Genomic DNA, 26,173 nt, shown 5'->3' on the forward strand with positions numbered 1-26,173 from the left:
ACGCAGAGCGTAAGTTTTGGTGAGCTGTCCGAGTGGCCGAAGGAGCACGCCTGGAAAGCGTGTATGTCGTAAGGCATCAAGAGTTCGAATCTCTTGCTCACCGCCATTATTTTATTAGTTAGCGCTAATAGACATAAAAAAACCGCTTCAAACAAAGCGGTTTTTTTATGCCCGAAATTTGATTCATTTATTTGAGTTTTAAGCTCTATTATCGAGCAAAAGGTCTGCTTGCTCAAAAACGATAGGACGACCTTCTTTAGTGGTAGATGTCACTGTCATTATTGCATTAAGCATCAGCTGCTCATCGCGAGTTCGATACACTTTTTGGTAGAATGTTAGCTTCAGCTTTGAAGTTCTTTCTATGCGTGTTTGAACATAAAAATGATCTCCGCTTTGTAAGGATCGCTTGTATTCAAGTTCTGCTTTTATTAATACTAGCTGAATACCTTGCTTTGTGATTTCAGAAAAATCTAATCCACGAGACTTAATAAATTGATGTCTGGCATGCTCTAAATAGTTTTGATACACCGCATTATTCACAATTCCTTGCAAATCACACTCATAATCTCGAACCTCAAAAGAAGCGCAATTCAATTGATCTAAATTGTTTTTCATGACAATACCTTAAACATAATGCTTTTTATTCATGATGTGCAATACGATTTTTTCCAGATCGCTTTGCATACAATAAATAGTGTTGTGCTCGTTCGACCAACTCCGTAGGGCTCTCATCACCAAACAAGGTTGCTACACCTACAGACACTGTTACTTGGCGTAACAAAACTTTCGTATTCTTATAACGTATCTTCTGATTTGAGACGTCGTTTCGTAAAGACTCAGCTAATTGAGAGGCAATACCTAATTCAGTTTCACTGAGCAACATAGCAAATCGGCCGCCATTCAGGCGCGCTATAAAACCATTTTCAGGTAACTGCCCTAACAGTAGTTTAGCAACATACCGAATTAAAGATGTACCTGCCTTCTTGCCATATTCTTGATTGATCTCACCAAGGTTATCAATATCAATGAGAAGCAAGGTTAAATCATCTTCGGCATGAGGAATTAATGTAAATAATGACCGTTCAAAACCTTTTTCATTCGCAAGCAACGTCATAGCATCGAGCTCTGTGTTCTTCTTGGCGTCAGAAAGTTGCGCTCGGAGTGTTGCAAGTTCTTCTTGAGCTGCAAAAAGGGAACGGCCAAAAGTCTCGATTGCTTGATTTGCTTTGAAAGTGCCTTGGTCTAACAAAAGAGCAACTTGCTCTATTTGAGTTGCATCGTTAGCATTTTTTAATGCTTTTTTTGTATCCCGAAGTGTACGATTAAACTTTGCAAGTTCACTTGATACTGTTGTCGTTTCATCACCTAAGCTCGTCGTTAGATTTTTTAATGCTGAGCCCTGACGTTGGGCATGTTTATGCTCTTCAGGCAATAAAAATTCATGGAAAAGTTCTTTTGATACGAAGGCAGGCAAGCTACCAAATCGACGCAGAGCGCGATCCACTACTTGGTTAAGCTTTGGGTTCTTATTTGAAGCGTATTCATACCATATCCCATAGTTGTAAGGAGTAGGGGGGATATCTAGCTTCACCATAAGTGGAATCGCTGATCGCATTAGCTGATTAGCTTGTTTGATATTATGTTGGAACATTGAACCCTCTGTCACATTTTTTAACCTCTAAGACGTTCCATTTCGTTAGTGGTAGTTCATGCTTATTATAAACACCTAGAAGCTCGATAGAGTTACCGTTCCATATCTTATGCAGCTTAGTTGCATATTACTGTTTTTGAAAGCAAAAATATAATAAAGCTATTAGTTTCTAATAGCCATTAGCGCCCCGAGAATTTACTAGAGAATCCAGCTTTTTCGAGTAATTCTTTTATTTTCTGGCGACTATCTCCTTGGATTTCAATCTGCCCATCCTTTACAGCGCCACCTGTGCCGCATTGTGTTTTTAATTTTTTCCCGAACACTTTGAGATCCTCATTCGTCATTGGAAGGCCTTTGATAACCGTCACTCCTTTTCCTTTACGGCCTTTTGTCTCAAGACTAATGAGTACTTTACCATCACCAACAATCTGCTCATTTTTGCACTGACAGTCTGAAATAGGGGACTCACAATTCGGGCAAAGTCGCCCCTGATCTGTTGAATAAACTATATTTCGGTTCTTCATGGGCTATGGTGCCTCTACCATGTATTTAAATAGTGTATTTTATCACTTGAACTAATGTGATTGAGAGAAAAAAGTACATTATTCAGCATTTCATTGCTATCTACACTAAGCTCACAGTATTACTAGTTTGAAAGTACAAATCAGCCAATGAAAAGTACACTTATAATTCGACAAGCCACTGAAGCTGACCTTAGAAGTATTTTACTTTTTGAGTTTCGTAATAGAGGCTGGTTCTCTCAATTTCTACCAAAACAAATGCTACGCCAACAAACAGAGATTCACTTAAAACGCTTACTTCAGAAGCACCTTAAGCGAGTCCAGTATTTAGTGTATTTGCCGAATAATGTTTTGATTGGGCGTTTCAATGGTCAAATTTTAGACAATGAAAATCTGTCACTGGAAGTGTCATACAGAATAGCTAAAAATTTTACAAATAAAGGCATAGCTCAGTATGTACTAAAAAATTTACTACTAGTTTGGGCCAGTAATGGTGTGAGAAATGTTTATGCTCAAGTGGCAGACCATAACAAAGCGTCAATACAAGTCCTTCTATCTTGCGGCTTTGAAATAAATGAAGTTCAGAAAGGCGCTATTAATTTAGAGTCTGAAGTTCATGATTGTTGGGTTTATCGATGGTCAGACAGTTTTGTCTGAATAATCAAGTTTTATAAAGTTCCAAGCTATTTAGAATGTTGACTATTTTGTCACTAAAATCGGCTTTTAGCGTCATTATTTGATCTGTTATTGGGTGGTTGAACTGAAGGCTTGAGGCGTGAAGCATTAATCTAAAATCATCAGGCCAAATGGTTTTTGCCACTTTATTAATATGACGGCAACCATAACAGGAGTCGCCCACAAGTGGATTTAACAAATGTTTAAAGTGCCGGCGAATTTGATGTTTTCGACCTTGCTTTGGCCTTACTTCCATCCAACTCAACCGCATGCTGTCATATCGACTAACAGCCACGGGAAGTTGGTATTGCTCCAATCTGGTAAATCGAGTTTCTGCGTCTCTCTCTGTTCCTTCTAGTTTAAAGCGAGAACGACCTTTCTGTTCATTAAGCTTCGCTAAAGGATAATCAATGACGCCAGCCTCGTCACAAAAGCCTCTAACTAAACAATGATAAGTTTTCTGTGTTTTAGACTCCGAAAACTGAGCCGAAAGCAATCTTGCTATCTCTGAATTAAAAGCCATGATCAATACACCGGAGGTTCCTCGGTCAAGCCGGTGAACAGGAAAAACCCATTTTCCTGTCTGATCTCGCAACCTTTGAACCACTGCATCCTCTTCGTCTTTCGCCAAATATGTTCTGTGTACGAGTAAGCCTGCCGGTTTATTGACGGCAACCAGATACTCATCTTGAAATAAAATATCTAGCGTCATTTTGTCTTGTCTATGAAAGTCGCTATTTTGTCCATCGCAATATTCACCAAGGTCTGCATCGCCTCATTACTTGCCCATGCAATATGAGGAGTAAGTAAAAAATTCGGCTGCTTAGCAAGAGCCTGTAAAGGGTGATTTAACGGCATGGGCTCTTGTGTAGCAACATCAAACGCTGCACCTGAAATGGAGCTGTTTTTGATGGCATTTACAAGCGCATGTTCATCAACAATACCGCCACGACTAATGTTCAATAACAAACAACTGGATTTCATCAAAGAAAACTCTGCATCGCTAATAAGGTTTTTGGTTTCGTCTGTTAATGGACAATTAATACTTATGACGTCAGCCGCTTTTAACGCCTCTTGAAAGTCTACATAGCCAGCTCTGATAGTCGCAGCCCCCTTACGATCAGCAAATATCGTTTTCATACCAAACGCTTGCGCAATATCAGCGACTCTTTTCCCTAACGTACCGCCGCCAATAATCACCATAGTCGTACCAGAAAGATCTTGAATAGGGTAATCGAGAAAACAGAAATGCTTTGAATCAGCCCATTTACCCAACTTCACATCGTTTATGTAAGAGGTTAAGTTTCTTCGAAGTGCTAGCAACATCGCAAACGTATGCTCAGGAACGCTAATAGTAGAGTAGTCAGCCACATTTTGGACGGTGATTCCGTGACTTGCACAAGCTTCTTTATCAACATTATTTGTGCCCGTCGCCATGACTTGAACAAGTTGTAATTTTGAAGCACCATTAATGGCTTCTGCACTTACAATCGCTTTGTTTGTAAGGACGATATTCGCCTCTTTAATACGTTCTGCAACTTGATCAGGTCTTGTCTTGTCATATTCAACAACGTCACTGATGTGTGTTGGTAGCTCAATATTTATGTTTTTTGGGAATGAACCCCTGTCTAAAAAAACCGCTTTCATCTATTTTCCTTATTTTGATCTACTTAATACTATCTAATAATGGCTGTAAGTAGGGCAGAATGTTTTGCAGTACCATTGGCTGACCTTCTTTATTAGGGTGCAGCCCATCGTTTTGCATTAAATCCTTGTTTAAAGCGACGTCCTTAAGCATAAAAGGCAAGTAGGCAACATTGTACTTGCTCGCTATGTCCTTATATAAGTTAAAGAACATTTGCGTATAACGCTTTCCATAATTTTGCGGAATTTGATTACCAATTAACAATACAACGGCATTTTCTTGATGCGCTTGCTCTATCATTTTTTCAAGATTAATGGTGGTCTGATTTAAAGGATAGCCTCGTAAAGCATCGTTAGCACCTAACTCCAATACAACCCAATTTGGCCTGTGAGTCGCTAAAAGAGCGCTAAAACGAGACAGACCACCTTGCGTTGTTTCGCCACTGACACTGGCATTTATAACCGAAATGTCAGGGTTTGATTGAGAAAGTTGATTTTCAAGTAAACTTACCCAACCATCTTGTTGTCGTAAGTTATAAGCCGCACTTAGGCTATCACCCATAACAAGCAATGTTGACGCGGAAGCAAAGGTGCTAATAGAAAGCAGCGTTACTATTGTAAAGAACTTTTGCAATTGTATTTTTAACAACATATCAAACCTTTTTAGAGTAAATCACCATGCCTAGAAACACCGCGATTAAAGTATCTAATTTAACCCACACAGTGACTTCGAATACAGGGAATTTGACCATATTGAAAGGAATTAATATGGAAATCAAGGAAAGTGAGTCTGTTGCTATTGTGGGATCATCCGGTTCCGGAAAATCAACTTTATTAGGTTTGCTGGCTGGATTGGATGTTAATACCTCCGGTGAAATTTTTCTTTATGACAACAAGTTTTCTAGCCAAACAGAAGAGCAAAGAGCCTTAGTTCGAGGCCAATATGTTGGTTTCGTCTTTCAGTCCTTTCATCTTTTACCTAGCCTTCAAGCCATTGAAAATGTGATGTTACCAGCCGAACTTAAAGGAGATAAAGACGCCCGCAAGAAAGCAGAAGTGTTACTCGAAAAGGTAGGTTTGTCACATCGATTAACGCATTACCCCAGTCAGCTTTCTGGCGGAGAACAGCAGCGTGTAGCCATTGCTAGAGCGTTTGCGTCTAATCCCAAGATATTATTCGCCGATGAGCCAACAGGAAACCTTGATGAGGAGAACGGCAACCTGATTATCAAGCTGTTATTCGACCTGAATCAATCTCAAGGCACGACGTTGGTTATGGTGACGCATAATAACGAACTTGCTAAAATGTGCGACCGTCAATTGGTCATGTCTTCAGGCCAACTGACGGAAAAAACACTATGAGTTTTACCTTTCGTTTAATGCTACGCGACCTTCGCGGTGGAGACTTGCTTACGCTTTTGCTGGCGTTGATTATTTCAGTGAGCACAGTCACTTCTATTGGTTTGTTTATCGATCGTCTACAGCTTTCCTTTGAGCAAGAGTCTGCTAATTTACTCGCCGCCGATCGTTTGGTTCGCTCAGACGATACCATTCCGGCGGAATGGACCTTAAGAGCAGACGAACTCGCTTTACAGTACGCACAAAGAACGTCTTTCACCACTATGATGTTTGCAGGTGACTCGCTCCAATTATCGCAATTGAGCGCGGTAAGTAAAGGCTACCCGCTTAAAGGTGCTTATCTCGTTGACGACACTTTATTCGGCACCGGACAAAGATCGACAGAGGCGCCACAGCAAGGTGAAATCTGGGCGTCATCTCGTCTTGCCAGTTTATTGGATATTGAGCTTGGAGACCAAGTTGAGGTGGGTGATGCGACATTCACTTTGACGAAGTACTTGGTACGCGACCCAGGTTCAAGTACATCCGCTTTTGCCATTTCGCCTCGCGCTGTGATAAGTATGGCGGATCTGGCAGCAACAAATGTCATTATCCCCGGCAGCCGTGTGCGCTATTCATTATTACTGGCAGGTAATCGGGACGCACTTGGTCAATATGAAACATGGATAACCCCCCAATTAAATGAAGGGCAGCGTTGGCAAACCCCAACTCAACGAGGTGAAAGAATTGGCGATACCATCGGCCGAGCGGAGTCTTTTCTGTTGCTAGCCGGTACTTTGGCTGTCGTGATGTCTGGCGTTGCTATGGCACTTGCATCCGCACGATTTGTGAAGCGTCATTTGATGCAGGTGGCTATTCTAAAAACGCTTGGCGCAACTCCAAAGCTGTTAGGTAAGGTTTTTTTCCAGCAACTATTTACTCTATTTTTAGTCGGGGCTTTGATTGGTTTGGCAATTGGTTGGGGCATACAAGAAATCATTGCCTCTTTGCTATCAGGGCTAATGTCGACAACATTACCCGAACCATCAATAAGCCGTTTGTGGTTGGGCGCAACGACGGGATTGATTTCCATGCTGGCATTTTGCCTGCCACTTATGTCTCATCTCATTAAAATATCTCCGTTATCTGTATTGCAGCCCAATGCCAAAATTGAACTAAACACCTTTGTGATTTATCTCATCGGCTTTCTTGGTATGTACGGGTTGATGTGTATTTACACAAAAGGTTTTTTGCTACCAAGCATCATGACAGCCGCCATATTTGGCATTGCACTGCTTGTCGCAGGTATTGGCTGGATTGTATTTAAACTTGGCCGTTCCCTTACATCAGGCGCCACCAGTGGCTGGCAAATTGGCCTTGCCTCTTTGTACAGAAGGTTGGTCCCAAACTTATTTCAGCTCTTAGTGTTCACGTTAATTATCATGCTGACGCTTATCCTAATTGGTGTGAAGTCTAGCCTCATTGCCGATTGGCAACAGCAACTGCCAGAAGACGCGCCAAACCATTATTTGTTCAATGTTCAAGCCAACCAAATTGATAAAATAAATGACGAGACAAGCAAACTTAATGTTCAAAAATCAGATTGGTATCCTATGGTTCGTGGTCGCGTCACGGCGGCAAACGGCAAAACGGTTCAGGCGCTTTATCCTAACGAAAAGGGCGAGCCAGAACTGTATGAACGTGAGCTTAACCTCACATGGGCCGAATCGATTGGTAAAGGCAATGAATTAGTTTCTGGGGATTTTACTGCTGAAGGCCTTTCTATTGAACAACGAGTCGCGAAAGAAGCCAATCTCACACTGGGGGATAAACTGACGATAAATATTGGCGGCAATATAGTGACATTACCCATCACTTCAGTGCGAACTGTGGATTGGGGGTCGATGCAGCCAAACTTTTATCTCATTTTGCCAAAGAGCATTTTGGAGGACTATCCTGCTAACTTTGTCAGTAGCTTGTTTATTGAGGAGTCTAAGGCGCAATCTTTTTACAAGGCTATGTCGGCATTTCCAACGGTATCGATTCTAAATGTGGGTGATATCTTAAAACAAATACAGACTATAATTGGTCAGTTGTCCCAAGCAATTCAGCTTGTTTTATTATGCATTCTAAGTGCTGGCGCTTTGGTTTTATTAGCAAGCGTACGATCAACATTAGAAGAGAGACTAGAAGAGGGGGCATTATTGCGAGTATTAGGGGCAAAAAGCGCATTAGTTCGACAAGCCTTGTTTGTTGAGTTTGGCGCTCTTGGCTTTTTTTCTGGACTCATCGCGGCCATTGGTGCAGAAACCTGTTTGTATGGATTGCAGGTCTTTGTGTTTAACGCGGATGCGAGCTTTCATCCGTTGTTATGGTTATTTGGTCCTTTAATTGGAGTCTGTGTCATTTCAAGCATTGGTGTATTTGCCAGCAGGACTGTGTTAAAAGTGCCGCCTATGCTTTTGTTGCGTGGGCTATAAAGCACTTTTCATTATCTAGGCTGTTTAATGTTTGTAGAAAGACAGGGTTATATTGTCAGCCGCCATACTCGTGAAGTAGGCGGCAAGATTGAAATGAGCCTATTTATAAAAACACCGGAAGGAACCGTTAAAGTACTTCCGGATAGGCAGCTTAGTGTATTTTTTACTGATGCTCCCCTTGATAGCCTGCCAAATAATCTGAATGGCGTACAATGCTCGCAGTCGCAGTACCGTTCCTTCGATAATAACCTTGTTGCGTTAGTGCAAAGCGCTAGCCTCACACTCCACCAGCAAATGATTAATGTGGTCAAGCAGAATGGCTATTCTGTTTTTGAAGAAGACATAAAAGCCCACAATCGATATTTAATGGAGCGAAATATTCGAGGTGCCGTCAGATTCATCGGCGTACCGGATTCAGCCAATCAAACATTTAGCCAAGCACGAGTCATTGCTGGAAATTGGCAGCCGGATTGGAGAGTTTGGTCGCTCGACATCGAAACCTCAGTATCCACCAATACCTTGCTGTCTATTGGCATTACAGCGGCCGATCAGCGAATTGCGTTTGTCGTGACAGATCAAGAATATACGTCGCCTTTGGTGCAATGCTTTACTGACGAAAAAAGTTTATTGCTTGCGTTTATACGCTATGTCAGAAAACATTCTCCCGACATTTTCATTGGTTGGAATTTGATCGGCTTTGATTTGCAGTTTATTGATCAGCGTTGTCAAACCCTAGGTATTCGTCCTTCTTTTGGCGTGAATGGTGAAAATTGGAATATCCGCTCTTCCGACAATCAAGGAAAGTATTTTGCCAGTATTCCCGGACGAGTCGCGTTGGACGGTATTACCTTGTTAAAAGTGGGTGGGTATCAATTTGAATCCTATAGTCTAAATAACGTCAGTAAAGAAATCTTGGACGATGGCAAATTGTTACATGGCGCTGAACGCTGGCAAGAAATAGAAAGATTACACAAAGAAGATTTAGACGCTTTTGTGGCTTATAACCTTCAAGATTGTGATCTTGTTATGCGGATTTTTGAAAAGCTAAAATTGATCGAATTACAACAAACTCGTGTCGATTTAACAGGTATCCCTTTAGAGCAAACGGGGGGCTCGGTAGCAGCCTTTGAAAACCTCTATTTACCCAGATTACACGCTGCTGGCTGGGTTGCTCCGGCTTGGACGGAAGAAGACTTTGTTGCCAGTCCGGGCGGTTTTGTAATGTCATCCATACCTGGCTTACATAAGAATGTTTTAGTATTCGATTTTAAAAGTCTTTACCCAAGCATTATCCGAACTTTTTATATTGATCCTTTAGCAAGAGTCACTGCGACTCATAGAAAACAAGACTTTGATCAATCGTCCTCTAATTTGGTTGCGGGTTTCTTAGGTGCCCATTTCGACAGACAAAACGCCATACTGCCAGGCTTAATTACCGAACTTGCTCAAGCAAGGGAAAAAGCCAAACAAGAGCATAATGATATTTTGAGTTATGCCATCAAAATTATCATGAACTCATTTTATGGTGTTTTAGGCTCAAACGTTTGCCGTTTTTATCACGCAGAGCTCGCTAGCTCTATCACCATGCGTGGCCATGAATTACTGGCTAGGACACAAGCATGGATGGAGGAGCGTGACGCCAAGGTAATATACGGTGATACGGATTCGCTCTTCGTGACACTTAATGACACACAAGCAGATCCCCAGGTACAGGGCAAGGAATTGTGTCAGCAAATTAACCTTTGTTTATCGAAATGGTGTCAGGACTATGCTCAATTAGATTCCCATTTAGAGCTGGAATTTGAACGAATCTACGAGCGCTTTTTCATGCCAACCATACGAGGCCAAGAAGAGGGAAGTAAGAAGCGTTATGCTGGGAAGTCCAACGGAGAATTGATATTTAAAGGTCTAGAAGCTGCTCGAACCGATTGGACACCACTAGCAAGGCAATTTCAGCGTACTTTGTTTGAAAAAATATTCAGTGATGAAAACCCGATTAACTTTATTCAAGAGACCATTTCACAGCTCAGATTGGGGGAGTATGACGATCAACTCATTTACAGCAAACAACTGAGTCGCCCCTTGGCTTCTTATACTAAACATAAACCGCCTCATGTTAGAGCCGCTGCCATGATAGATCAAAAACGAGCGGAGCAGGGACTTCCTTTGGAATACAATAAAGGACGAAAGCGTGTGTATTATGTCTATCAGCGATCCGGCGTGGTGCCTTATGAAAGTGAGAAAAACTTGATCGATTTGGATTACGAACATTATATAGAAAAACAGATTGAGCCCATTGCCGATAGCATCTTGCCGTTTTTTAAAACCAGCATGGCAAGCCTGCTCTCGCAACAGATTTCATTGCTCTGATACGTATTTTTATGCTCGAATACCGAAGACGGCCTGTGTATTGTTCGTTGTCGCCTGAATCAGCTCTTCAAGAGAAACACCTTTTAGCTTCGCGACCTCTTGCGCTACCCAAGGCAGATATTTGGGATGATTTTTTTTTGGTCGAGGCCGAATATTTCTTGGTAAAAGATAAGGCGCGTCGGTTTCTAAGAGCAATCGATCCATTGGAATATGCGGAATGGAAGCTTGTAAGTCTGCCCCACGTCGCTCGTCGCACACCCAGCCAGTAATACCAATATACAACCCTAATTCTAAATACCTTTCTAGCTCTACTCTACTTCCAGTAAAGCAATGGATTACTGACTGTTGAGCTAATACTGGGTGCTTCATAAGTATTTTGACCATTTCCTCATGCGCGTCCCTTTCGTGCAGATACAAGGGCAGTTGATACTCAGAGGCCAACTCTATTTGCTGATGAAAAGCGTAGCGTTGTTCATCAGGCGTTGAATAGTTACGGTTAAAATCAAGACCTGTTTCGCCAATAGCAACCGGCTTCTCTTTTTGGATAAGCTGAGCAAAATGAGATTGACTATCAGCTTCCCATTTTTTAGCTTGATGCGGATGGCAGCCTAAGGTATTCCATATCATAGGGTGTATTTGGCTCAATGCTTGAACCTGTCTACTTTCTTCTAAATCAGAGGCAATGCAAATCATACCGTTCACCCCCGCCTCTTGCATTTCTCCTAACGTTTTATCTACATTATCAAGAAAGAAACTGTGATTTATGTTTACACCAATGTCTATCATAACGTCCCCATCTCACGAGCATCTTTTAAACTTTTTACATACAAATCTTTAAGCGACTGCTTCGATATATCTTTGCTAGCAAGTTGATCAAAAGGAATGTTTTCCCAACGACCAGACTCATAGGCTTCAACTATTTTTAAAATACCGCCTAAATTGCCTTTATATTCTAGCAAGGCGACTTTAATATTTTCATCAAGAGGTAGATCTTTTAGAAGTATAGGAAGTTCTTCATCAAAGAAACTGGGTAGATACGAAAAAAGGCCAACCAAGAATGCACCCTCTAAATTTGGAAACAATACGGCAGAAAGGCTCTGGCAGAAGCATGCTCGAGAAACCGCCATGGAAAATAAGCAATCTGGTTTACCCAGAACACTGCTCAACATCACCAGGCCAACCCATTTAATTAAGTCTCTGACGCCTATAATTTCTATCGCTCTCTGGGCATTAGAAACATTAAATTGGCTATGATACAGAGCCTTATGAGTCAATTTTATAATTCGATAAGTAAGCGTTGGATCTCTTTCGATGTACCCTGCCAATACACGAGGAGAAGATTCACGATCATTGAGCGCAACTAATAAATCAATCAAAATAGCCTTATAGGCTAAGATGCGCTTGCCTTTCACTGGCGTTACTTTGCTTATAAAGCTACCGCTAAACTGACCATTAGGAATTTTTTCTTTAAGTTGAGTAAATTGTTCCATATTTTCAATTTTATTGACCCATAGCTTTTTTGACGCTATCAATGGGTGCTTAACTCGAACAATTACATCATCAATGGTTAAATTGTCTAGGGTCAAAAGGGCATAAGAAAAAATATCAAGCAGAACGTCAGGAAGAGTATCGGGACTAGGGTTTATAATACCTAATTGATAACCTTGAAGTCTGAATTCGGATAACTCGTCTAAATGTACCTCAGATAATTCAGTAGCATTCAAGAAGGTCACCGTGTGTATATGAGTCTGTAACGGCAGGTTATAAAGCGTTTCTAAACTACTCAGAAAAAAAATGGTCTTTTGCTGTGTAATTTCGGTAAGATTGATATCCACAAACAAAGAGCTTAAAAAAGCCGCATCTTGTCCTTTTATAGCGTTACTTGGATGCAGTATGTTGTAAGCTGTCGTTTCAGAAAACCGATTAACCACCGCTTCACGGCAAAAAAGTACTTCATTATTCTTCATTAAAGGTCCTTGCAAGAAGAGTAGACACAAAAAAATACTGTAACGCTTAGCCTAATACAATATCATGGCTAAAATGGATTAAAGCCTTAATTATAAAATGTTTGGAGTAAAATATGGCAAGCATGTTAGACGCTGTAGACCAGAGAACCAAGTTAGTAGGTGAAAACCGTTTGGAACTACTAATGTTCCGTCTTAGTGGAATGCAAATGTTTGCAATAAATGTGTTCAAGGTTCAAGAGGTGGTTCAGCTGCCAAAGTTGAACCAAATGCCACATAGACATCCCTCTGTCGCGGGTGTGACACATTTTCGAGGCAGAACTATTCCCGTAATTGACCTGTCTGAATCAATCGGTATGAAGCCAATTGATCGTACTCAACCTTCTAACTTGATTGTGACGGAATACAACAATACCGTTCAAGGATTTATGGTTGGTGAAGTAGACCGAATTATTAATATGAATTGGAATGAAATTCTACCACCGCCAGACGGAACAGGTCGCGAACATTATTTAACCGCTATAACGCGTGTAAATGATCGCATAGTCGAAATTATTGACGTAGAAAAAGTTTTAGCTGAAATATCACCTTATGACGGAACTATTAGCGATGACGTTATTGATAAAGACTTATTGTCTCTCGCTAAGGGATTAGAAGTGTTGGTTGTCGATGACTCTTCTGTCGCTCTTGCTCAATGTCGCTCTACATTAGACTACTTGGGTATAACAGTTCATGAAGCTAATAACGGTAAGCGAGGCTTGGAACAACTTAAAAAATGGGCTGCTGAGGGGGACGTGGTTCCTGAAAAGCTGCTCATGATGATAACCGATGCCGAAATGCCTGAAATGGATGGCTATCGTTTAACGAGAGAAGTGCGTGAAGATCCGGCATTAAAAGACCTTTACATCGTTCTTCATACATCACTCAGTGGTAGCTTTAACAAAGCTATGGTCCAGAAAGTAGGGTGTGATGACTTTCTTTCGAAGTTCCAGCCAGATAAATTGGCGACTCTGATTCAAGATCGAATTCGAAGTGTTGTTTATCGAGAATAAGCAGTTGCCGCTATTGTTTATAAAAAAAGCAGGCTACTAATGCCTGCTTTTTTATTACCTCACTTCCATAACAGAATCTAGGTTTTTTTATCTTATGCCAACGATTGAATTGATCCTATTGTTCATCCTTATTGGCGCTGCAACGGGGGCTATTTCGTCAATTATCAAAATTGCTCCTACCCTCATCGCTATTCCGACCTTATACTTTTTTCTTCCCGTGTTTAGCTTATCACTCCAAGATTTAATGCTACCTGCCATTGCCACTTGTATTACTGCTTTTATACCGACTCATCTTTATGCTTGGATAAAATCGATGAAGCATGGCGAAGTGGACTCCCAACACTTAATTAATTTCGCGCCGGGCATTGCTATGGGAGGGGTAATAGGTGCACAACTACTGTCTTTAGCCAGTTTTTTGGTGTTCAAAATAGGTTTTACCTTGATCGCATTGATCGCCATTCTAAACATAATATTACGATCTAGAACCAAAAAAACACACTCCATCGCTATTAATAAATTAGGTCATATACCCATTGGATTATTTATTGGAACGATGTCGCTGGTGTCGGGGAATTGCGGTCATACACTGGGGGAAAGCTTAAGCACACTTAAAGCGGTAGATCAGAGGCAGCGTCAAGGAAGCATAAATGGTTTTGTTGTGTTTGCATCTATTGCTGCTATGGTCGGTTTTATTTTTCCGGCACAATCCTTCGACCAAGCTACACTTTCTGGATTTTCAGGCGCAATACATGTCCCTTTAATGCTGGTTTTGGCATTTAGCCATTTGTTTTTTTATTGGCTTTGTCGTAATCGTGGCAATACATTAGACAAAAGCGTTCTATCAATCAGCTTTGTTATTTTTACTACCTGCTCTTTAATACGCTTATGGTTTTAATAAAACCACTTAAGAACGAAAAACACACTCAGGCTTCGCTACCAAAAAGTGAGCTCAATCGCGTCACAAAGATACGAAACTAAACAATTCAAAGTCTTAAAAGGCTTGGTATTTTCATTATTGCCCCCAATTTCATGGTTTATAATGAATCAACAATTCAAACCAAAAGGTATAGCATGAAAAACACGAGTGACTACGGTGTATTGATGATGAACTTGGGGACACCGGATGCCCCGAAGGCACCTGAAGTTCGTCGATTCCTTAGAGAGTTCCTCTCTGACTCTCGTGTAGTTGATCTGAACCCTTTGGTTTGGAAGCCTATTTTGAACCTCATTATATTGACTATACGCCCACCAAAAGTCGCTAAAATATACCAACAAGTCTGGATGGATGAAGGCTCGCCATTATTAGTATTAAGCCAGCGGTTAAAAGAAAATATAAAGAAAACATTGTGCGAAAAAACAGGGCAAAACATTCCTGTTGAGTTAGCAATGACCTATGGAAGCCCAAGTGTTGAAACCGCGGCCAATAAACTAAGAGAGCAGGGCGTTAAAAATATTGTTGTGATCCCTATGTACCCACAATTTTCAGCAACCACGACGGCTGCCGCTTACGATAGATTGATGAAGTCGCTAAAAAACTGCCCTCATTGGCCGTCATTACAGCTTTTGCACGATTACGCAGATCATCCGATGTACATTAAAGCGCTCTCTAATTCCATTCGAGCCCAATGGGACAAACAAGGAGAGCGGCGACACCTTGTATTATCTTATCATGGCATCCCAAAGCGATATGTCTCGAATGGAGATCCATACTCCCGTCGCTGTGAAATGACAAGCCGACTCGTTGCAGAAGAGCTAGAGTTGGGCGATCACGAATGGACTCATGTCTATCAATCTCGATTTGGGCGTGAGGAGTGGCTAAAGCCTTATGCAGATGCCACATTGAAAGCTCTGCCATCTATGGGCGTTAAAAAAATCAACGTCATTAGCCCTGCTTTTTCAATTGATTGCATAGAAACACTTGAAGAAGTGACATTAGAACTGGGTGATGAATTTAAAAACAACGGTGGTGTGGCTTTTGATTACATTCCCGCGTTAAACGACACGCCAGACCAAGTTGCACTGTATATAAATTTGATAGAACAAAATACCAAACAATGGAAGTAACATGACACTAAGACGTACAGAGTTCAAAGTGATTGCTTTTGATGCAGACGACACACTCTGGCGCAATGAAGATATTTTTATTCATGCGCAAGACGAATTTATTAATCTACTTCTGCCATATCATGACGAAACTTACATACGGTCTCACTTAGGTGATGTACAGATTCAGAATTTAGAGCACTTTGGTTATGGTATCAAAGGCTTTACGCTTTCCATGATAGAAACGGCCATTGAATTAACTGAAGGGCGTATTTCCGGTAACGAAATACATGAAATTATACAGCTTGCAAAATGCATGCTGGCATCACCTGTTGAGTTACTGCCTAACGTGGAAAACGTACTGTCTAAACTCGAAGGTAAAGCACGGTTGTTTGTGATCACCAAAGGGGATTTACTGGATCAAGAAAGTAAATTAGCACGTTCTGGGATTGCAGATTATTTTGAAACCATTGAAATAGTCAGCGATAAAACGTCTGATGCTTATCAACAGATATTGCAACGCCACAACATTCCTACCGAGCATTTCTTAATGGTAGGTAACTCCTTAAAATCCGATATATTACCGGTTCTGGATTTAGGAGCTCAAGCACTTCATGTACCTTATCACAGCACTTGGGACCATGAAAAAGTCACCGACGACACGTTATTACAATATCCTCAACTAACCACGCTCAACGATATAGCGGATCTTCTTGGCTGGTTAGATTTTTCATCTTTGAATAATAAACAGGCAGTATGATGAAATACATAAAAGAGTTTATAGGTTCACTTATTCTAATATCGACCTTGGCACAGGCCGAAGAAAGTACCCTTGATAAAGCGAAAGGCGGCGCACTTCAGCTATGGGATAAAACAAAAGAAACCACCATTGAATTAGCAGACAGCACCTCGGAAAAAGCAAGTGAAGTCGGCGGTAAAGCCTCTGATATTGGAAACAAAGCGTCCAAAAATGCCAAAGAAACGGGTGCCGTGGTTTGGGATAAAATGAAAGAAGTAGGAGCCGCTACGGCTGAGGGCGCTAGGAAAGGGGCTTCAAAAATTAGAAAGTTAGTAAGTGCAGAAGATTGCAAAGAAGACAGTGCGCTTTGTTATAAAGATAAAGAGTAACGCTCATGCAGGAAAAAGACCGCAAAACACCTAGAACAAGTAACTGGGAACAAGAGTTCTTAGAGCAGGACGATGCTCATATAACATCAGCCAAAGTTCGTTATCGTTGTCCCAAATGCGAAAGTTTACTGGTTTTAAAAGAAGGTGCTAATGGGGCGTTCTGGGGGTGCGAATCTTATCCTGTCTGTGATTACACTGCTAATGACGAAGAAGGAAAACCGGTTAGGGCAAAGCGCTATCTGTGTCCTTCCTGCCAAGCCCCTTTAAGAAAAAAAACCTTTAAAGACAATGTATTTTGGGGTTGTACGAATTACCCTGAATGCAAGGTAACCGTAGAAGATGATCAGGGCGTACCGTCTAGTACAAAAAAATATCCGTGCCGTACTTGTGGTCATTATTTAGTGAGAAAAAAAAGCAAAAATGGATACTTCTGGGGCTGTATTACTTATCCAAAATGCACAAATACACTAAACGATGACAAAGGTTTGCCAGTTTTAAAGAAAAAACACTAATTCGCTTAATGTCGTACTTGTTCTATCTGCAATAGCGCCTCGTCTATATTGGTATAACAAAACCTAAAGCCTTGTTTTTCCAGTTTTTGAGGAACAATTTTTGCCCCTTCAGTCAACAAACAGGCCATTTCACCAAATAGAAGTTTAAGCATCCACTTAGGTGTAGGTAACGCAGCCGGGCGATTGAGTGACGCCGCGTAAGACTTGGCGAAGTGATCTTGCTCTATTAATTGAGGGGCAACTAGGTTGTAAGCTCCAGTATAGGTTTGATCATCTATAGCAGTAAATATTGCTTCAACAACATCATCAATATGAACCCATGAAAACCACTGCTTTCCTCCCGCAATAGGCCCGCCTAAACCAAATAAGAATGGCGTTCGCATTTTACTTAAGGCTCCTCCATCGCCGAGCACTACCCCTAATCGAAATATTACAACCCGCGTTTGATCTTGATAAAATGCTGTAGCAGAGGCCTCCCATGCTGCACAAAGATCATGAGAAAAACCCTCTTTAGGGGGGGTGCTTTCATAAAAAACACCTTGACTTGCTACACCGTAATAACCCACCGCTGACATTGAAATAAGTAGTTTTGGTGGGTATTTTAATGCGCTCTTAATGTTATTAGTTAATTCAACCCGGCTATTGAGCAAAGTTTGTTTGCGTTTTTTTGTCCATGGGCGACTAGCAATATTCTCACCTGCTAAATTAATAATCACATCGAACTGCTCATTTAGCACGCTCAAAGACGCTAAAGTGAGTTGATTGATGCTGGCGTCTAATCGGTTATCCACCTGCCTTACTAGGGCATAAATATGATGGTTGGCGGTTAATAGTTTTTTAAGCAAGGATCGCCCAATAAATCCTGTCGCCCCAGACAATAGTATCTTCATTTTATAATGCTCCATGTATTGCAATAATCACTATGTTACGTACAAAAAAAGAAATAGGATCAATAACTTCCTAAGTTTAGGTCATTATCTGTTTTTCCTTAAGTTTGATCAGAAGATTTAAAGGTTTTTTAATCTGCACCTTCTTTTTCTGAAATAGGATGGCTAAAATGGGGAATCGAGAAACATTAGGTATCAAAATGCTACACAAAGAATACGATCACATCATACTTCTTGCACACGGAAGCCCTGATCCTCTTTGGAAACAGCCCTTCGAATCTCTCTATCATCACGTTACTCAAACCTATGGCGAGAATAATGCGAGCTTGGCGTATATGGAATTAACCTCACCTTCACTAGAAGATGTCATTGCGTTACTAGATAAAGACGTTCGAAGCGTGGCTGTGTTGCCACTTTTTCTGGCAGTAGGCCGTCATTTAAGACAGGATGTACCTGCACAAATAGCGGAATTGCAACGAGATGATTTACACATAGAATTATTGTCTCCAATTGGAGATGATGAGTTAGTAAAGCAGGCTATGCAGACGGTAATTGCCCATCATTTAGGTAAGGTTTAAGTATGCCATTATTATTAGTGGATTCATGGAGTCGAATGAATGCTGTTTAAACACTTACCTGACGAAATATTTCAGGCATTAAGCGGCTCAAATAGAGCTTTGATTGAAGCTGTTTTAAATGATCTGGCTGGCGTTTTTTATGATCATGCAGAAGATCCGATAAAAGATAAATCGACCATTATAGAATCGATTGAAGACACGCTTCATAAATTGGATACGCTTGCCTGGCATGACGAACAAAAAGAGCCTTTTGACTCGCCAAAGACCATTCACGATTATGCGTTAAGAATTTATCATCGCTTAGTGAACACTGGCTGGTTGGTCGAAGAACAAGAACTGTACCGCGTTAGCGTATTAATGACGCCTCAAATATCCATGTTACTTCGATCTTTAGTCGAGATCAGCCAACACGGTAAGCGTAACTATGGCGCAACCGTTTTGAGTATTCTTAGTAACCTAGAAGCCGTCGCTAAAAACCCTAAAGAACGCGGGGTAACGCTTCGTCAGTCTGCAGAAGCGTCAAGAGACTTTTCAGCGCATCTGAACCAAATATTACTGGGCATTCGCAGTTTGCAAAGAGAGCTTTTTGCGACGCGCGATCCAAAAGCCATTGTTGCAGGCTTCTTTGACTTATTTGTAGAGGGTATTTTGATTGCTGACTACAAGACGATCAAAACCAGCAACAACCCCTTTCGCTTTCGTCGCCAAATACTTGAATTGACTCAAGACTTTTTAACCAACCCAGACACCATGGGGCAGGTTTCTCAGTGTTATGTTGATCAGCAGCTTATTTCTATGGCCGAAGCGCAGGCAATGGTTGAGAAAGACTGTCGCGATATCATTCAGACATTTAGCAATATTGAGCAACGCTTAGAGCGCATTGATGAATATCGATACCGATTAGAGAAGCGTGCAGCGGATACCGCACGTTATATGGACAGCTCTCGACCAGGCATGGCCAATAAGATCGCTGGCATTATTTCAGATGTTGCAAAGTACGACACCTTGCCCATATTAAAACAGGTTGTAGGCGCTCGGTTTGTTGGTATGGCTTCTGCTGCCCAACCGACTAAACGACGTGAACCGCCACCGCCTCGAGTGATGACTCCAGCGGAAGTGTCTGCTGACGCGATAAAAGCACGTGATCAACAGCGGCGCTTCCATGAGGCTCGCCAAGTCACCATTCCGAAAATGCAAAGCTATCTAGAAAAACAAATGAACTCTGGAAACAGCAAACATATTTTAGATTTCACTATTGAATCGGTTGAAGACTTTGTTTGTTTTGACCATTTACGCTATATCGGTTCGCTGGGCGTCAGTGCTAAAAGATTAGAAGACTTATTTGAAATACACTTTACCAATCAGTATTTGGATGTACATGAGTTCGTTGAATGTCGCGAATTTAATGTGGTACGTAGGAGCAAAGCGTAATGCTTAGAGAATTAAAAAAAGTTGTTGAAGAGTCCGGTAAAGACGCTCAAGAATTCCAACAGACCGCAAATTTTGTCATTGCGAATCAGTTCGCGAGCGCTTATAAGCATGGTCAGCGAAAGCATTACCTTCTATTAGAGTCCTACCAAGAATATTTTGATCGATTGTTTGATGCCCTAGGCATGAAACTCTATATCAATGAGAATGAACGACTCGCGGGCGTCCTACCCATTCAAAAAGAAGCCTTTGTTCGTTTAAAAACAGATGAGACATTATTTCTATTAGTGCTTCGCCAGATTTACGAAGAAAAAATTGAAAATTTTGAAGTAGATAATGGCTTTGTTGCTACCAATACGCACACGATACTCGATAGATTTGTGCAACTGGTTAAACGCGAAATTCCAAACGAAACACGCTTCAAAGATATTTTGGCGTTGTTTAGTCGCCATGGCATTGTTATTCGTGGAAAATCTTACGAAGAAGACAGCAAAAACCAGATGATTAATATCACTCCTGTCGTCAGGTTAATTGTCACAGAAGCCTACCTAAGACAATTAGAATCATTCAATGGCGCAGAACCTGATGAAGACGATGTCGCTGACACAGATGTTGAAACAGAAACAGTGCAAGCAACCAATCAAGACTAGGGCCAAAATATGAAAAAGCTAAATCGAATCGTATTAGTGAATTGGTACCTACTTGGTGCAGAAGAAATTAATATTCGTGGAAATACCGCCATTGTTGGACCAACGGGTTCAGGCAAATCGTCGTTACTTGATGCCATACAAACAGTATTAACAGGTGCCAGTAAGCGTCACCTTAATTACAACGCTAGCGCAAATGATGGCAAAGCCAGTGGCCGTAGCATTCGTTCTTATATTTTGGGCATGATAGATTCTGGCCAAGCAAACGTAAAAGCATTGGGGACTCAGCCAAGACAAGACGCCACCAGCTATCTGGCATTGGTTTTTGAAGACAGCGTCACCGGCAATGAATCAACTCTTGGTTTAGCATTAAGCGCTTCATTGGCGTCGCCAGAAGAAGACGTACTGGGTCGTTTTGTATTGCCTAATTTTGGCGCAAAAAAGTCTGACTTTATCGATGCAATGGAAGGCAAAAGCTACAAAGCTAAGCCTTGGATCGAAGTTCGTGAGTCGATGAAAAAGGTGTGTTTAGATCCCTACATTAAATCGGGTAGCGCGTCGGCTACCCAATACATAAATCGCTACCTTGAAGAGTTAAGCCCAAGCCCAGATCAACTTATCACTCTGGATAGTTTCCTTAAAAACTTCAAGAATGCGTTGAAATTTGTCCCTATTGCCTCGCCTACACGTTTTGTACAAGATTTTGTATTGGCCGAAGCGCCGCTTCAGGTTGGTGCTTACCAGAAGTCTTTGAATGAGTATCGTCACTTAGAAGCCAAAACGTTAGAAGTTTCCAAGCGCATTGATGATCTAAAACTGATTCAGCAAGACTGCGAGAAAAAGCATCAGCAAGAGCAAAGTGCAATCAACTATCAATGGATCGCAACTGAAGCTCGTTTTGATGAGTTGGGCAGTAAACAAGACGACATTCAAGATCAATACGAACTTCAAAAAGAACGCGAAGAAGAGATTGAAGAAGAACTAGCGACGCAAGGAAGTTTGTTAAAACAGCTACAAGGCCAATTGCTTCGTTTTGAACAGCAATACGAACATTCTGACGTTGGTTTGAAGCTGCAACAATTAGAGCAAAGTAAAAAGCTTTTAGTATTGCAAGGTCAGCAAGATCAAAAAGCGATTTTACAAGTACGCCAGCTCACTTTGCTTTTAGGGGCTCTTAATTCTTTTGAAGATTTACTGTCGAAAGAAACAAGAAGCCTAGTGAAGGAGTTTTCTGCATTTAATGGACTGATCACCGAAGATGGCCGTATTGAAGGCAATCTAAAGCCGTTAACCCAGAAATTAATAGCACTAAATGACATTTTAGATAAAGAAAAGTCTCAAGTGTTTGCGCAACGTTCAGAACTGAATCGTAATATCCTGAACTTGAAAGATGAATGTAAACAACTGGAATCCGATGTTTCTTCGCTAAAAGGTGGCGTTAGTCCACTTTCACAGAATACAAAACGTCTTATTGCATTACTTAACGACGCCAATATTAAGGCGACACCATTAAGTCATTTAGCAGAAGTGACCGATAGAAAATGGCAGGATGCGATTGAAGGCTACCTTGGCGCTCAACGTGAAGCGCTGATCGTAGAACCGGATGACGCAGAAGAAGCCATCCGTATATTTCGAGCTCACCGACGTCAGTTAATGGGCTGTCGAGTTATTGATACAACCCAAACACGACTCTGGTTAAATCGTGGAGACAATAATTCGGCATTGCGCTTTATTCGTTGTAATAATGATCACGCTCAAGCTTATATTAATCGACGTTTAGGTGGTATTAAGCCCGTCGAAACTGAACGTGAATTACTCCGTGAAGACAGTGCAATGACAGCCGACGGCATGTTGAAACTGGCTGGGACGATTTCTACTATTCGGTTTGTACCTCACATGATGGTCGGCATCAATACCGAAGGTATGCGTGAGTCACGCGAAAAGCAGCTTACAAGCCTTAGTAGTGAGTTGATGAACTTCTTAAAAGCAGACCAGCGTCTTGAGCAGGCTGATTCATTACTCGGTCGAGTGATAGCCAATAATCAATTTGATGCAGACAGTATTGGCAATGCAAGTCATACCGTTACTCGATTAACCCAGGAATTAGAATCGGTTGAAGCCGAAATGTCACAGCTTCAAAAGCATGATGACACGGAACTTCAAGATCGTATCGAAGAACTGAAAATACGCATTGCTAATGTTGAATTAGAGCAGAAGAAGCTGGACCGTGAACGCCAACAAATTGCAGAGCAGTTTGGAGCGCTAAACACACAAAAAAGCCAATTGAGTTCTGCACTCGCAGCATTAGATGAAGAGCGCAATCGACTAACTTCTAACCCGAGATACGATGCAGAATTTGCAAGTGAGCGCTATTCATTATTAGAAAGCAGCATGGTAAATGGGGCGGCTATCTATAAAGAAGCCATCAGTCGAGCTGAAAAAGCCAACGAGAAAGCACGCAGCTTTGACCAGAAGGTACGCAAAGATGTCGCAGATCATTACGGAAAATACCATCAAGCGAATTTAGACAACGATGTTCAACTAGATTACTTAGAGTCTAAATTTGAAGAGTTTGAACATTATGTCTCTTATCAAATCGACATTCTGAGCGAAACTGAATTGGCCAAATACGCGAAACGCGCGGAGCTGGCTCGTAAAGAAGCAGAGGAAACCTTCCGCTCGGATTATGTGTCTAAGTTGAAAGACTCTTTAGACCAAGTTGCTCATATTATTCGAGAGCTCAACCACAGTTTAAAGCGTAGACCCTTTAACTTGGAAATCTATCAATTCCGTTATTACCCTAACGGGGATATGAAAGACATTCTCGACCTTGTTGAACGCTTTAGCGCGCAAGATCAGGCAAATGTAGGTGGATTGTTTGACCCGCACCTAAGTGATGATCCTGAGCATGCACGCGCTATCGCATCCATTCAGGAACTTATATCGGATGAAGACAAGCAACAAGACCTTGCTGACTATCGTAAATTTTATAACTTCGAAGTCGATATTTTGGACGCCGAAGGCAATAAAAAAACCACTCTGAGCCAGCGTATTCAAACAGGGTCTGGTGGTGAGCACCAAATACCATTTTACCTAGCCATTGCGGCTGCCCTCTCTACTACGTATCGATTACATGAAACCATGGAAGGGGATATCGTTGGTGGATTCTCTTTGGCCATGTTTGACGAGGCGTTTAACAAAATAGACATGGTAAAAACCTCAACGTGTATGGGCTTTATGAAAGACATCGGTCTGCAAGTAATCGCCGCAGCACCAGATGATAAACGTGCCGTAATGGCCGCTAACATGGACACCATTATCAGCGTGTGGCGTGAAGGTGGTGCGGTTTCCATTGACGTAGCTTACCCAAAAGAAAAGGGCCAAGTACTATTGAATGGAGAGTCCAACAGCTTGTTAACGTCGGCATAATAGGAAAACTATGAACGTACAAACGCAAATTGACCAACGCATTAATGAAAAAATCGATATACATCATATGACGCTTGAAAACGAGAGTTATATGCACAATGTCCCTGAGGGAAGTGAGTCTCATTTTAAACTTGTTTTGGTCAGCGATGTATTCCAAGGAAAGAGATTGGTTCAGCGACATCAACTTGTGTACGCAACACTGCAAGAAGAAATGACAAAAATCCATGCACTTGCAATGCACTTGTATTCGATTCAAGAATGGAGTAGGCGTAATGCGCTTGCTCCTTCATCGCCAAAATGCCACGGAGGCGAGTAGGGCTAATGCCCAAAACTCGACGCGCTAATGAGTATTTCAGTCACAGCAAATGATTCTATAAACACGGTGACAATCACGATTGTTGGCAGCTTCGACTTTTCCTTGTTTAATGATTTTCGTGAGGCTTATTCTGACCTCACGAATCATTATAAAGTCTATGTTGTTGATATGAGCATGGTTGAATATTTAGACAGCGCGGCACTGGGTATGCTGTTGAGTATGAGAAATACCATTGAATTAGGGAGTAATATTCAGCTAAAAGGAGCAAATGCCTTCATTAAAAATATTCTAATGATTTCTCGTTTCGACAAACGCTTCGATATTCAATAAGGCAAGACAGATGAAATTATTATGCGTAGACAGTGAACCCGTTTACCGCGAAATTATTTCTTTGTGCGCGGAAAAAGAAAATGTCACGGTCACGAGTGTCAGCAGTTACGAAGATGCTGTTCAGGCTTTTATTGACTATGCACCAGACATGGTGACGTTGGATGTTGTTGTAAAAGGCGGTAGTGGCTTCGATCTCGTTAAAAAGCTCAAAGCATTATCTGGCAATCGTTTCATCCCTATGATTTTTCTCTCTTCACAGACTTCAGATACTGTTATGGATAGGTGCTTTAAGTCTGGAGCGGATGATTTTATTCCAAAACCATTTAATGAAGTACTTTTCAACATTAGACTAAAAACGCACATGCGTCATGTCGAGTTAATGAAAGAAATGTACCGTAAAAACAAAGCGCTCACTTATTTTCAAACGATGATAGAACGTGAGCATGAAATGGCTCACCACGTTCTTGATCACATTCAAACGCGCAGCGAAAACAACTCTGAGCATGTTGTTATTACTCGACTATCAGCTGCTAGCTTTAATGGCGATCTCGCCTTAGTAAAGACTCGATCAGACGGCGCTCGCCTAATTTTTGTAGGCGATTTTACGGGGCATGGCCTACCCGCTTCTATCGGTGCATTACCCGTCATGCATGCTTTTTTTGACGCCGTTGATGATTTACTCGATGTGAATGAACTCGCAGGGCAGATGAACAGAATACTATTCAGTATTTTGCCCGATTATATGTTTTGTGCAGGCTACTTAATATTAATGACTCCAAACGGTGAAATTCTGTATTGGGGAGGGGGAATGCCAAACGCATTGATTCGAAGAGCTTGTGGCGCTATAGACTATTTACGATCGAATCATATGCCATTAGGTATTCTTCCTGCATACGAATTTGAAGCCGATGTGCAAAGCAACAAATTGAATGTGGATGATACACTGGTGATTGTTTCAGACGGCGTCTTAGAGCTTAAAAACTGTCGTGATGAGATGCTTGGAGACGATCAGGTGGAAAAACTAATTTCAAGTTCTTACGCAGAAAAAAGTCTCATTTTGGCGCAAAAAATGACAGAAAAAAAGCTCACCGAGTACCGAGGTGAATCGGTGCAGCTTGACGACATCACTCTTGTCGCACTGAGGAATTAACGCCTGCAGCAATAAGAGCCGCAGGCTGTC

The 26,173-nt window shown here is 41.4% G+C and carries 26 protein-coding genes and 1 tRNA gene; 18 read left to right on the forward strand and 9 right to left on the reverse strand.

From position 1 onward, the window contains the following. The first annotated feature begins 18 nt into the window (after window positions 1-18). Window positions 19-106: transfer RNA gene (locus MP3633_RS09680), tRNA-Ser, on the forward strand. A gap of 92 nt (window positions 107-198) precedes the next feature. Here the strand turns inward: MP3633_RS09680 and MP3633_RS09685 are convergent. The 3 genes from MP3633_RS09685 to yciH all read right to left on the reverse strand — a co-directional run bounded on the left by MP3633_RS09685 (window position 199) and on the right by yciH (window position 2,175). After that, window positions 199-615, reverse strand: coding sequence for an acyl-CoA thioesterase (locus tag MP3633_RS09685; protein WP_112138666.1), 417 nt, complete (start codon window positions 613-615; stop codon window positions 199-201). Between the two features lie 25 nt (window positions 616-640). Further along, window positions 641-1,594 carry a GGDEF domain-containing protein gene (locus MP3633_RS09690; RefSeq protein WP_244959580.1) on the reverse strand — a complete coding sequence of 318 codons (954 nt, stop codon included), beginning with the start codon at window positions 1,592-1,594 and terminating at the stop codon, window positions 641-643. Between the two features lie 236 nt (window positions 1,595-1,830). Beyond that, the gene (gene yciH, locus MP3633_RS09695) at window positions 1,831-2,175 is read right to left on the reverse strand and encodes a stress response translation initiation inhibitor YciH (RefSeq protein ID WP_176335391.1); all 345 of its coding nucleotides are present in this window, start codon (window positions 2,173-2,175) and stop codon (window positions 1,831-1,833) included. Between the two features lie 147 nt (window positions 2,176-2,322). Between yciH and MP3633_RS09700 the strand changes: the two genes are divergently transcribed. Beyond that, window positions 2,323-2,829: a GNAT family N-acetyltransferase gene (locus MP3633_RS09700; RefSeq protein ID WP_112138662.1), complete on the forward strand. Its 507-nt coding sequence runs from the start codon at window positions 2,323-2,325 to the stop codon at window positions 2,827-2,829. A gap of 4 nt (window positions 2,830-2,833) precedes the next feature. Here the strand turns inward: MP3633_RS09700 and MP3633_RS09705 are convergent, their stop codons facing one another. Genes MP3633_RS09705 through MP3633_RS09715 form a run of 3 tightly spaced genes read right to left on the reverse strand, consistent with a single transcriptional unit; the run spans window position 2,834 to window position 5,143 of the window. Further along, window positions 2,834-3,559, reverse strand: coding sequence for a pseudouridine synthase (locus tag MP3633_RS09705; protein ID WP_176335392.1), 726 nt, complete (start codon window positions 3,557-3,559; stop codon window positions 2,834-2,836). Next, window positions 3,556-4,494 (reverse strand): D-2-hydroxyacid dehydrogenase, encoded by a 939-nt coding sequence (locus tag MP3633_RS09710; RefSeq protein ID WP_176335393.1) that lies wholly within the window; start codon window positions 4,492-4,494, stop codon window positions 3,556-3,558. Before MP3633_RS09710 ends, MP3633_RS09705 begins: the two co-directional genes overlap by 4 nt. 19 nt (window positions 4,495-4,513) lie before the next feature. Next, on the reverse strand, window positions 4,514-5,143 hold the full coding sequence (locus tag MP3633_RS09715; RefSeq protein ID WP_112138656.1) for an arylesterase: 630 nt from the start codon (window positions 5,141-5,143) through the stop codon (window positions 4,514-4,516). Between the two features lie 26 nt (window positions 5,144-5,169). Between MP3633_RS09715 and MP3633_RS09720 the strand changes: the two genes are divergently transcribed. From MP3633_RS09720 to MP3633_RS09730, 3 genes are read left to right on the forward strand one after another with little or no spacing between them, the layout of a single operon-like run. Continuing rightward, window positions 5,170-5,853: an ABC transporter ATP-binding protein gene (locus MP3633_RS09720; RefSeq protein ID WP_112138654.1), complete on the forward strand. Its 684-nt coding sequence runs from the start codon at window positions 5,170-5,172 to the stop codon at window positions 5,851-5,853. Next, on the forward strand, window positions 5,850-8,309 hold the full coding sequence (locus MP3633_RS09725; protein ID WP_176335394.1) for an ABC transporter permease: 2,460 nt from the start codon (window positions 5,850-5,852) through the stop codon (window positions 8,307-8,309). The genes MP3633_RS09720 and MP3633_RS09725 overlap by 4 nt, the downstream gene beginning before the upstream one ends. Before the next feature lie 27 nt (window positions 8,310-8,336). Next, window positions 8,337-10,679 (forward strand): DNA polymerase II, encoded by a 2,343-nt coding sequence (locus tag MP3633_RS09730; RefSeq protein WP_176335395.1) that lies wholly within the window; start codon window positions 8,337-8,339, stop codon window positions 10,677-10,679. Between the two features lie 9 nt (window positions 10,680-10,688). Here MP3633_RS09730 and MP3633_RS09735 read toward each other — a convergent pair whose 3' ends face one another. Together MP3633_RS09735 and MP3633_RS09740 are read right to left on the reverse strand one after the other, a co-directional pair. Beyond that, complete coding sequence (locus MP3633_RS09735) at window positions 10,689-11,465, reverse strand: TatD family hydrolase (protein ID WP_176335396.1); 777 nt, start codon at window positions 11,463-11,465, stop codon at window positions 10,689-10,691. Continuing rightward, window positions 11,462-12,646 carry an EAL and HDOD domain-containing protein gene (locus MP3633_RS09740; RefSeq protein WP_176335397.1) on the reverse strand — a complete coding sequence of 395 codons (1,185 nt, stop codon included), beginning with the start codon at window positions 12,644-12,646 and terminating at the stop codon, window positions 11,462-11,464. Before MP3633_RS09740 ends, MP3633_RS09735 begins: the two co-directional genes overlap by 4 nt. A gap of 113 nt (window positions 12,647-12,759) precedes the next feature. On the opposite strand from MP3633_RS09740, the gene MP3633_RS09745 reads away from it, so the two are divergent. The 6 genes from MP3633_RS09745 (at window position 12,760) to MP3633_RS09770 (ending at window position 17,378) form a co-directional block, all read left to right on the forward strand. Further along, window positions 12,760-13,695, forward strand: coding sequence for a chemotaxis protein CheV (locus MP3633_RS09745; RefSeq protein WP_176335398.1), 936 nt, complete (start codon window positions 12,760-12,762; stop codon window positions 13,693-13,695). A gap of 94 nt (window positions 13,696-13,789) precedes the next feature. Next, window positions 13,790-14,590, forward strand: coding sequence for a sulfite exporter TauE/SafE family protein (locus MP3633_RS09750; protein ID WP_176335399.1), 801 nt, complete (start codon window positions 13,790-13,792; stop codon window positions 14,588-14,590). A 176-nt stretch (window positions 14,591-14,766) separates the two neighbouring features. Beyond that, on the forward strand, window positions 14,767-15,759 hold the full coding sequence (hemH, locus tag MP3633_RS09755) for a ferrochelatase (protein WP_176335400.1): 993 nt from the start codon (window positions 14,767-14,769) through the stop codon (window positions 15,757-15,759). 1 nt (window position 15,760) lies between these two features. Further along, window positions 15,761-16,498: an HAD family hydrolase gene (locus tag MP3633_RS09760; RefSeq protein ID WP_112138640.1), complete on the forward strand. Its 738-nt coding sequence runs from the start codon at window positions 15,761-15,763 to the stop codon at window positions 16,496-16,498. Next, window positions 16,495-16,866: a hypothetical protein gene (locus MP3633_RS09765; RefSeq protein WP_176335401.1), complete on the forward strand. Its 372-nt coding sequence runs from the start codon at window positions 16,495-16,497 to the stop codon at window positions 16,864-16,866. The genes MP3633_RS09760 and MP3633_RS09765 overlap by 4 nt, the downstream gene beginning before the upstream one ends. Before the next feature lie 5 nt (window positions 16,867-16,871). After that, entirely contained in the window at window positions 16,872-17,378 is a 507-nt protein-coding gene (locus tag MP3633_RS09770) for a DNA topoisomerase family protein (protein WP_176335402.1), read from the forward strand. 5 nt (window positions 17,379-17,383) lie between these two features. Here MP3633_RS09770 and MP3633_RS09775 read toward each other — a convergent pair whose 3' ends face one another. Then, window positions 17,384-18,268, reverse strand: a complete 885-nt coding sequence (locus MP3633_RS09775) for a TIGR01777 family oxidoreductase (protein ID WP_176335403.1) — start codon at window positions 18,266-18,268, stop codon at window positions 17,384-17,386. Window positions 18,269-18,435: 167 nt separating this feature from the next. Between MP3633_RS09775 and MP3633_RS09780 the strand changes: the two genes are divergently transcribed. From MP3633_RS09780 to MP3633_RS09810, 7 genes are read left to right on the forward strand one after another with little or no spacing between them, the layout of a single operon-like run. Continuing rightward, entirely contained in the window at window positions 18,436-18,843 is a 408-nt protein-coding gene (locus MP3633_RS09780) for a sirohydrochlorin chelatase (protein ID WP_112138633.1), read from the forward strand. 39 nt (window positions 18,844-18,882) lie between these two features. After that, complete coding sequence (locus tag MP3633_RS09785) at window positions 18,883-20,274, forward strand: Wadjet anti-phage system protein JetA family protein (protein WP_112138631.1); 1,392 nt, start codon at window positions 18,883-18,885, stop codon at window positions 20,272-20,274. Then, window positions 20,274-20,921 carry a DUF4194 domain-containing protein gene (locus MP3633_RS09790; RefSeq protein ID WP_176335404.1) on the forward strand — a complete coding sequence of 216 codons (648 nt, stop codon included), beginning with the start codon at window positions 20,274-20,276 and terminating at the stop codon, window positions 20,919-20,921. Before MP3633_RS09785 ends, MP3633_RS09790 begins: the two co-directional genes overlap by 1 nt. A gap of 9 nt (window positions 20,922-20,930) precedes the next feature. Beyond that, the gene (locus MP3633_RS09795) at window positions 20,931-24,347 is read left to right on the forward strand and encodes an SbcC/MukB-like Walker B domain-containing protein (protein WP_176335405.1); all 3,417 of its coding nucleotides are present in this window, start codon (window positions 20,931-20,933) and stop codon (window positions 24,345-24,347) included. Window positions 24,348-24,357: 10 nt separating this feature from the next. After that, window positions 24,358-24,663 (forward strand): BolA family protein, encoded by a 306-nt coding sequence (locus MP3633_RS09800; RefSeq protein ID WP_176335406.1) that lies wholly within the window; start codon window positions 24,358-24,360, stop codon window positions 24,661-24,663. A 27-nt stretch (window positions 24,664-24,690) separates the two neighbouring features. Further along, the gene (locus tag MP3633_RS09805; protein WP_176335407.1) at window positions 24,691-24,993 is read left to right on the forward strand and encodes an STAS domain-containing protein; all 303 of its coding nucleotides are present in this window, start codon (window positions 24,691-24,693) and stop codon (window positions 24,991-24,993) included. Between the two features lie 10 nt (window positions 24,994-25,003). Next, window positions 25,004-26,143 (forward strand): fused response regulator/phosphatase, encoded by a 1,140-nt coding sequence (locus MP3633_RS09810; protein ID WP_176335408.1) that lies wholly within the window; start codon window positions 25,004-25,006, stop codon window positions 26,141-26,143. Window positions 26,144-26,173 lie beyond the last annotated feature (30 nt).

Origin of the sequence: Marinomonas primoryensis, from assembly GCF_013372285.1 — a bacterium.
Taxonomy (GTDB): domain Bacteria; phylum Pseudomonadota; class Gammaproteobacteria; order Pseudomonadales; family Marinomonadaceae; genus Marinomonas; species Marinomonas primoryensis.